General features: G+C 65.5%; 5 protein-coding genes and 1 pseudogene. 3 read left to right on the top strand and 3 right to left on the bottom strand.

Annotation, left to right across the window (positions count from 1 at the left end; all coding sequences use genetic code 11):
* The first annotated feature begins 408 nt into the window (after positions 1–408).
* Positions 409–1614, top strand: a complete 1206-nt coding sequence (locus ACFP2V_RS27125; protein ID WP_381217782.1) for a cytochrome P450 — start codon at positions 409–411, stop codon at positions 1612–1614.
* Between the two features lie 125 nt (positions 1615–1739).
* Here the strand turns inward: ACFP2V_RS27125 and ACFP2V_RS27120 are convergent, their stop codons facing one another.
* Complete coding sequence (locus tag ACFP2V_RS27120; RefSeq protein WP_381217780.1) at positions 1740–2804, bottom strand: type III polyketide synthase; 1065 nt, start codon at positions 2802–2804, stop codon at positions 1740–1742.
* Positions 2805–3300: 496 nt separating this feature from the next.
* Here ACFP2V_RS27120 and ACFP2V_RS27115 point away from each other — a divergent pair, with 496 nt between their 5' ends.
* Both ACFP2V_RS27115 and ACFP2V_RS27110 read left to right on the top strand, forming a co-directional pair.
* Positions 3301–4158 (top strand): hypothetical protein, encoded by an 858-nt coding sequence (locus ACFP2V_RS27115; protein WP_381217778.1) that lies wholly within the window; start codon positions 3301–3303, stop codon positions 4156–4158.
* 681 nt (positions 4159–4839) lie between these two features.
* Complete coding sequence (locus ACFP2V_RS27110) at positions 4840–5223, top strand: hypothetical protein (protein WP_381217776.1); 384 nt, start codon at positions 4840–4842, stop codon at positions 5221–5223.
* A gap of 186 nt (positions 5224–5409) precedes the next feature.
* Here ACFP2V_RS27110 and ACFP2V_RS27105 read toward each other — a convergent pair whose 3' ends face one another.
* Entirely contained in the window at positions 5410–6276 is an 867-nt protein-coding gene (locus tag ACFP2V_RS27105) for an IS3 family transposase (protein ID WP_381217774.1), read from the bottom strand.
* Between the two features lie 11 nt (positions 6277–6287).
* Positions 6288–6477 (bottom strand): annotated as a pseudogene (locus ACFP2V_RS27100) (hypothetical protein); the annotation flags it as partial.

Here is a 6477-nt window from a genome sequence, read left to right as displayed (position 1 = left end):
GTGCGGGGGCCGACGCGCGTTCGGGCTCGGGGGTGCACCTGGGGGCTGCCGATCAATAACTCCTCTGTTCACTGCTCGGGGGAGGGTGGTGGGGTGCGGCCGGCGAGGGCGTGTCGGGCTCTGGTGAAACCGGGACCCCCCGTACAACGAAGTCCCAGCCTCCACGGCCCGCCTCTCCCATCGACCCGAACGATCCGGGTGACCACCCCACGGACAGGGCAGAGCCAAGTCGACAACGCCGTGGCCCGGGTCGGCGCCGGCTCAAGGATGGCAAATGCGTTGATTTTAATTCACATGGGCTAATCGGGCATATTTCGCGCGTGCCACTCCCACGGACAGGGCATCCATGGCCCGTCCAGCCGAATAGGTGCCTGATCCACAGGTCAGATCCACTACCTGGAGTTATGCATGGAACCAGAATCCACCGCACGGGACTGCGCATTCGACTTTGCCGAGGCCCTTGAATTCGATCCGGCGCTCAAGCGGCTCCTGGACGGAGAAACCATCAGCCGTATCCGGCTGCCCTACGGAGAGGGTGAAGCCTGGCTCGTCACCCGCTACGAGGATGTGCGCACGGTGACGACGGACCGTCGTTTCAGCCGCAAGGCCATCATCGGTCGGAACTTCCCGCGTATGACTCCTGAGCCGATCGTCCAGGACGAGGCGATCAATGTCATGGATCCACCGGCCGGCAGCCGGCTGCGCAGTCTGGTCTCCAAGGGCTTCGCCCCCCGTCACATGGAGCACATGGAGAGGCGGGTCCAGCATGTCGTGGACGAGTTGCTGGACCGGATGACGGAACACGGTTCACCCGCCGACTTGATGGAGCATCTGGCGGGCCCCCTGCCGCTGACCACCATCTGCGAGGTCCTCGACATCCCCGAAGCCGATCGCTCGCAACTGCGCGCTCATGCGCGGACCATGATGGACACCGGCCTCGACAACCGGGACAACGCGGTGAAGGCCAAGGCGGAACTCCGCTCCTACTTCGCCACGCTGACGGCCCAACGACGCAATGACCCCGGCGACGACCTGATCAGCACGCTGGCCACCGCCCGTGACGGTGACGAGATCCTCAACGACCAGGAACTGACCGTCATGGCCATGGTTCTGCTCATCACCGGGCAGGACACCACCACCTACGAGATCGGGAACATCGTCTACACACTGCTCTCCCGGCCGGAAGAACTCGCCATGCTGCGCTCCCGCCCTGAACTGTTTCCGCAGGCCATCGAGGAACTGCTGCGGTTCATCCCCTTTCGAAAAGGCGTGGGCATTCCCCGGGTGGCCCTCGAAGACGTGGAACTGGGCGGCGTGACGATCAGGCAAGGAGACATCGTGCACGTCTCCTACCTGACGGCCAACCGGGACGACCGGAAATTCGACCGGCCTGACGAGCTGGATCTGGAACGCACCACCCCCCCGCACATGACGTTCGGCTGGGGTGGGCACCACTGTCTCGGTGCCCCCCTCGCCTCCGCCGAGATCCGGATGGCCACCGGGTCACTTCTGAAGCGCTTCCCCGGCCTGAAGCTGGCCAAGCCCGCCGACGAGGTGCGCTGGAACACCACGTCGATCTGGCGGTTTCCGCTCGCCCTGCCGATCTCCTGGTGACGGCGGCTCGCACCGGGGCCGACGGCTCCTGCCGGTCGGTGCCCGGCAGGAGCCGTTGCGGTCGCCTTCCCCGGACGCAGGTCGGCGCGGGACGGCCGGTCGGGCCGGGAGCGGAGGGACGGACTTCAGACCCCGGCTTCGGAACCCGAAACCCAGGTTCCCAGCGACATCTCGGCGGTGATGCCCGGACCGAAGCCGGCCATCAGACCTCGGTGCCCGTCGAGAGCCGATGCCTCGTCGAACATGCGCGACAAGGCGTCGAGGACCACCGCGCTCGCGATGTTGCCGTACTCCGTGAGCGTGGCGCGGCTGAAGCGAAAGGCCTCGAACGGCACGTCGAGGAAGTAGCTCAGGTCGTCCAGGATGCGCGGACCGCCGGCGTGGATGACGTAGAAGTCCATCTTGCTCGCGTTCCACTGGTGCTCGTCCGCGAGAGCGCACAGCACCGGAGCGAGTGGCTCCATGGTCCCGGGCACACGCTTGTCGAGCTGGAAGTGGAAACCCGTGGAACGAACCGCATAGGAGATCCAGTCCTCCGTGTCCGGGATGAGATACGAGCCGTTGCGTTCCAGTTGCACCCCCGTGCCGCCGCTCCCCCGAACCACGGCGGCAGCAATGCCGTCACCGAAGAGGCCGTTGGACAGCAGCGATCCCACGTCCAGGTCGGTGGGTTGGTAGCACAGCGAGCAGAACTCGCAGGCGATGATGAGCGCGTTGGCGTCGGGGTAGGCCTGGCAGAAGTCATGGGCCCGGTTGACCGCGGCGCCTCCCGCAGCACACCCGAGCTGGGCGATCGGCAGCTGCCTCGTCTCCTGACGGAAACCCATCTTGTTGATGAGCCACGACGTCATCGGCGGCATCATGAAGCCGGTGCAGGAGACATAGACGATCAAGTCGATCTGCTGAGGTTCCAGTTCGGCCTGATCGAGCGCCTGGCGTACCACCGCGGGTACGCGCTCCTTGGACTGCGCGTCGTAGACGGCGCTGCGGGCATCGAACCCAGGGTGTCGCAGCACCTTGTCGATCGGCTGTATCAGATGTCGTTTCTGCACCCCCGTGTTTTTGATCAGGCGGAGGGCCAGGTTGATCTGCGGATGGTCGCCGTGCAACCTCCGGGCCAACTCGAGGGTTTCCTCATTGGTGATGACGTACTCGGGGACCGCGATTGCTGGTTTGCACAAAACCGCCATAGACTTCCTCCTAGCGGAGAATGGTCACACCATGCGGACCTGGCCGGAGCCGAGAGACAGACCTGCCGAATGACAACCGCTGCACCATCACAACGCGTCATTCCGCGTGTAAGAACCAAAAGCGGGATCCATCGATCCGACGTCAATGTCCTGGGACCGGGCGCGGGTAGGCCTGTCACCTGCTTCGTTTTCGCCGCTTTAGGCAGAACTTTCTTCCACAGTGAAATTGGCCACCGGATTCACATTAAGGCGGCCGCGAGTGAGTCGCATGTCGAATATACGAAGGTCCGTGGCCTGCACTTCCAGATCGTCACCGTCAAGACCGGCACGTGCGCGCCGGTCGTCGTCGCAACGAGGCTGCGCAAGGGTTCGGCAGGCTCTGGCGAAGGGGCGGCGAGTCTGCTGCGCGAGGCGTTGGCCACGGTGCGGGCGATGGGGATCACCGCGCAGATCATCGTGCGCGCGGACTCGGCGTACTTCTCCCACAAGGTCGTCGGTGTCTGGCACCGCCGGCGTCCGCTTCTCCCCGGCCCTCGCGGTCAAGGAGACGGTCCGCGAGGCCATCGTGAACATCGCCGAGGACGCCTGGACGCCGATCGAGTACACCGCCGCGGTCTGGGACAACGAGGATGAGTGCTGGGTCTCCGATGCGGAGATCGCCGAGCTCCCCTTCACCGCGTTCACCAGCAAAAGGAAGCAGTTCCACACCACGGCCCGGCTCATCGTGCGGCGGGTGAAACGGCTGAACCCCAAGACGGTCCCGGAAGGCCAGGCCGAGCTGTTCGGCGTCTGGCGCCACCACGTCGTCTTCACCGACAGCCGCTTCACCCTCGCCCAGGCCGAGCCGATGTACCGCGAACACGCCGTGGTCGAGCAGGTCTTCACCGACCTGGAGGCTTCCGCCCTTGGCCACCTGCCCTCGGGGAAGTTCACCGCGAACTCCCCCAGAGGGGGTGCCCCCGGCCTGGCCGCCACCGCCCACAACCTCACCTGGGCCGCCTCACCCCGCCTCCACCGTTCACGCCAAAGCGCGGACCGGCACCATCCGCCGCCACCTCGTCCACGTCCCGGCCCGGATCGCGGCCAGGGCCCGGACGATCACCCTGCACCTACCTCAACGCTGGCGCTGGGAAGCCGACTTCACCGACCTGTGGACGACCACCGGACAGCGTCTGCGCACCTGACCCAGTTGCCCGACGCCCGCCCACGACCAGGAAGAACCCTCGGAGAACCCGCCATCGGGACGGCCACCCGGCAAAACGTGCTGCCCGCACCCGGAAAGATCACCAGAACCCCACCGGAAATCGGCGTTCAGAATTCACGCGGTGGATCGATGGTGAGTCAGGCAGGCTGACACAGGTCAACCTCCTCGTACTCCGCCGTTCGCCGTTCCTCCGACCAGACGAGCAGGAACGGGCACAGGCTTTCGCGCAGCATCTGGCAGAAATCGCCACCTTGGTCCGGAGAGATATGTCTGACGGCCAACCGGATACCGAGTGGTGGGACACCATTGGAGCGCAACCGACGTCATCGCATATCGCGGGGGCGCGTGAGTGCGTCGGCTCGTACGGATCCGGACTCCCGGACGGGCGGCCTCCCGGCGCAGAGTCGCCCGGTGACGGCGCCACCGGACACAGGCTCGAGCGGGGCGCCTGCTGCCGGGCCAGGACCGGACCACATGCGCAATGGCAGGCTCGCCGTCTCGGTGATCCAGGAGGGCGTGGTCCGGATCCCGCGGTGACGGCTGAACGCGATGGGTCTCCCGAGATGCCGATGTGCCGATGCGCGACTAGGCTCATTGGTGAATGCCGCAAGCACGGTACGTCCGGCCGACCGGTTTCCGAACCGAGCGGACCATGGCCACAGTGATCGCCCGCGTGTACCGACGGGCGGCCTGGAGGTGTCGGCCGTCGAGCCCGTGCATAGATCGGCATGAAGTGACGTCCAAAGACCCTGTCGCAATTTGCGGCTGCGGCCATCCATTCCCGCGCTCCTTTTCAGGACGCGGGAGAAGATGGAGCGAAAGGTTTCACCCATGCAAACACAACGTGCAAGGCGCATCGCCACGGCGTCAGCCGCAGGGCTGCTGATGGCCGGCGGCATCGCCGTCGGCACAGCAGGCACCGCTTCGGCCTCCCCTCAGAACTACAGTCACAGCCAGCACGACGGTCGTGGCGGTTACGACAACGGTCGTGGCGGTTACGGCGACCACGACGGCCGTGGCGGTTACGGCGACCACGATGGTCGCGGTGGTTACGACAACGGTCGTGGCGGTTACGACAACGGTCGTGGCGGTTACGGCGACCACGATGGTCGCGGTGGTTACGACAACGGTCGTGGCGGTTACGGCGACCACGATGGTCGCGGTGGTTACGACAACGGTCGTGGCGGTTACGGCGACCACAACGGCAGGTACTGATAACACACCGACGACAACGCGATGTGCGGGCCCCCGGGACCGCACATCGCGCCATCCTGGCTTGAATCAGCAGAGAAGGTCGTAACTCACAGAGGGCTCCGTTCGGTTCGCTGTCCGAGCAACCTGAAGTTCCCCCTTGAGCGTGGACAGCGGATGGTTACGCTGCGGGGGCGAGGCCTTGCGTTGTCAAAGTCCTGGTCTCGACCGGGGTGACGTACTCGTAGACGGGGTGCTTGCGCAGACGGGTGCGGTTGTACTCGACCTCGATGAAGCGGAAGACGTCGGCGCGGGCAGCCTCGTGGGATTCCCAGACCGTGGTCCCGATCTCGCTTTCAACAGTCCGAAAAAGCTTTCGGCGGCGGCGTTATCGTAACATGAGCCCGTTCTGCCCATGCTCTGTCTCAGCCTCAACTCCTTTATCAAGGTGCGGTATTCGCGTGAGGTGTACTCCGATCCGCGGTCCGAATGCGTAATGCAGCCCTCCTCCAAAGCACCACGCCCGGCAGCCATCTTCAGCGCATCGACAACGAGTTCGGCGCGGTGGTGATCGGCCATCGCGTATCCGATCACCTCACGGGTCGCCAGGTCGATGACCGTCGCGAGGTACCACCATCCGGCGAGGGTCGGCAGATACGTGATGTCCGAGACCAGCCGGGTGCCCGGCTCGGCTGCGGTGAAGTCGCGGCCGATCAGGTCCGGGGAGCCTGCCGCCTTCTTGTCCGGCCTGGTCAGGCTCCGGCGCTTGCGGCGGGTGATCCCGCGAATGCCGCGCTCGCGCATCAGCCGCTCGACCCTCTTGCGGTTGATCCGCCGTCCCTTCCTGCGCAGCGCCGCCGTGATCCTCGGGGCGCCGTACGCACGGCGGGACCCCGTGTGGATCTGCCGGAGCTCGGCAGCCAGCTCGTCCTCCTGGCGGACCCGCTCCTCGGCGGCCGGGCGGGCGGCAAGATAGACGTAGTAACCCGAGCGGGACACCCCAAGCACCTTGCACATCAGGGTGACGCTGTGACCACCGGGGTTGCTCTCGGTGGCCTTCTCCGCGTCGATGAACACGTAGCGTACGGCTACTTCGTCGACTCCTTCGCGAAGAAGGCCGCGGCTTTTTTCAAGATCTCGATGGTCTGCTGCTGTTCCCGGTTCTCCCGCCGCAGCCGGCGCAGTTCTTCTTTCTCGTCGCTGTTCAACGCGTCGGCCGCCAGGGCTTGATCAAGTTCCGTAGCTGTCCGGATCGTTGGTGATGCCCAGGATGGGGAG

Source organism: Streptomyces incanus (assembly GCF_042656345.1).
In the GTDB taxonomy this organism is placed as follows: Bacteria; Actinomycetota; Actinomycetes; order Streptomycetales; family Streptomycetaceae; genus Streptomyces; species Streptomyces incanus.
This window is presented reverse-complemented; position numbering and strand designations above follow the sequence as displayed.

What these genes read in the sequence shown, in the direction of transcription:
- ACFP2V_RS27125 (WP_381217782.1), top strand. Translation starts at nt 409, where the DNA reads ATGGAACCAGAATCCACCGCACGGGACTGCGCATTCGACTTTGCCGAG.
- ACFP2V_RS27120 (WP_381217780.1), bottom strand. Translation starts at nt 2,804, where the DNA reads ATGGCGGTTTTGTGCAAACCAGCAATCGCGGTCCCCGAGTACGTCATC.
- ACFP2V_RS27110 (WP_381217776.1), top strand. Translation starts at nt 4,840, where the DNA reads ATGCAAACACAACGTGCAAGGCGCATCGCCACGGCGTCAGCCGCAGGG.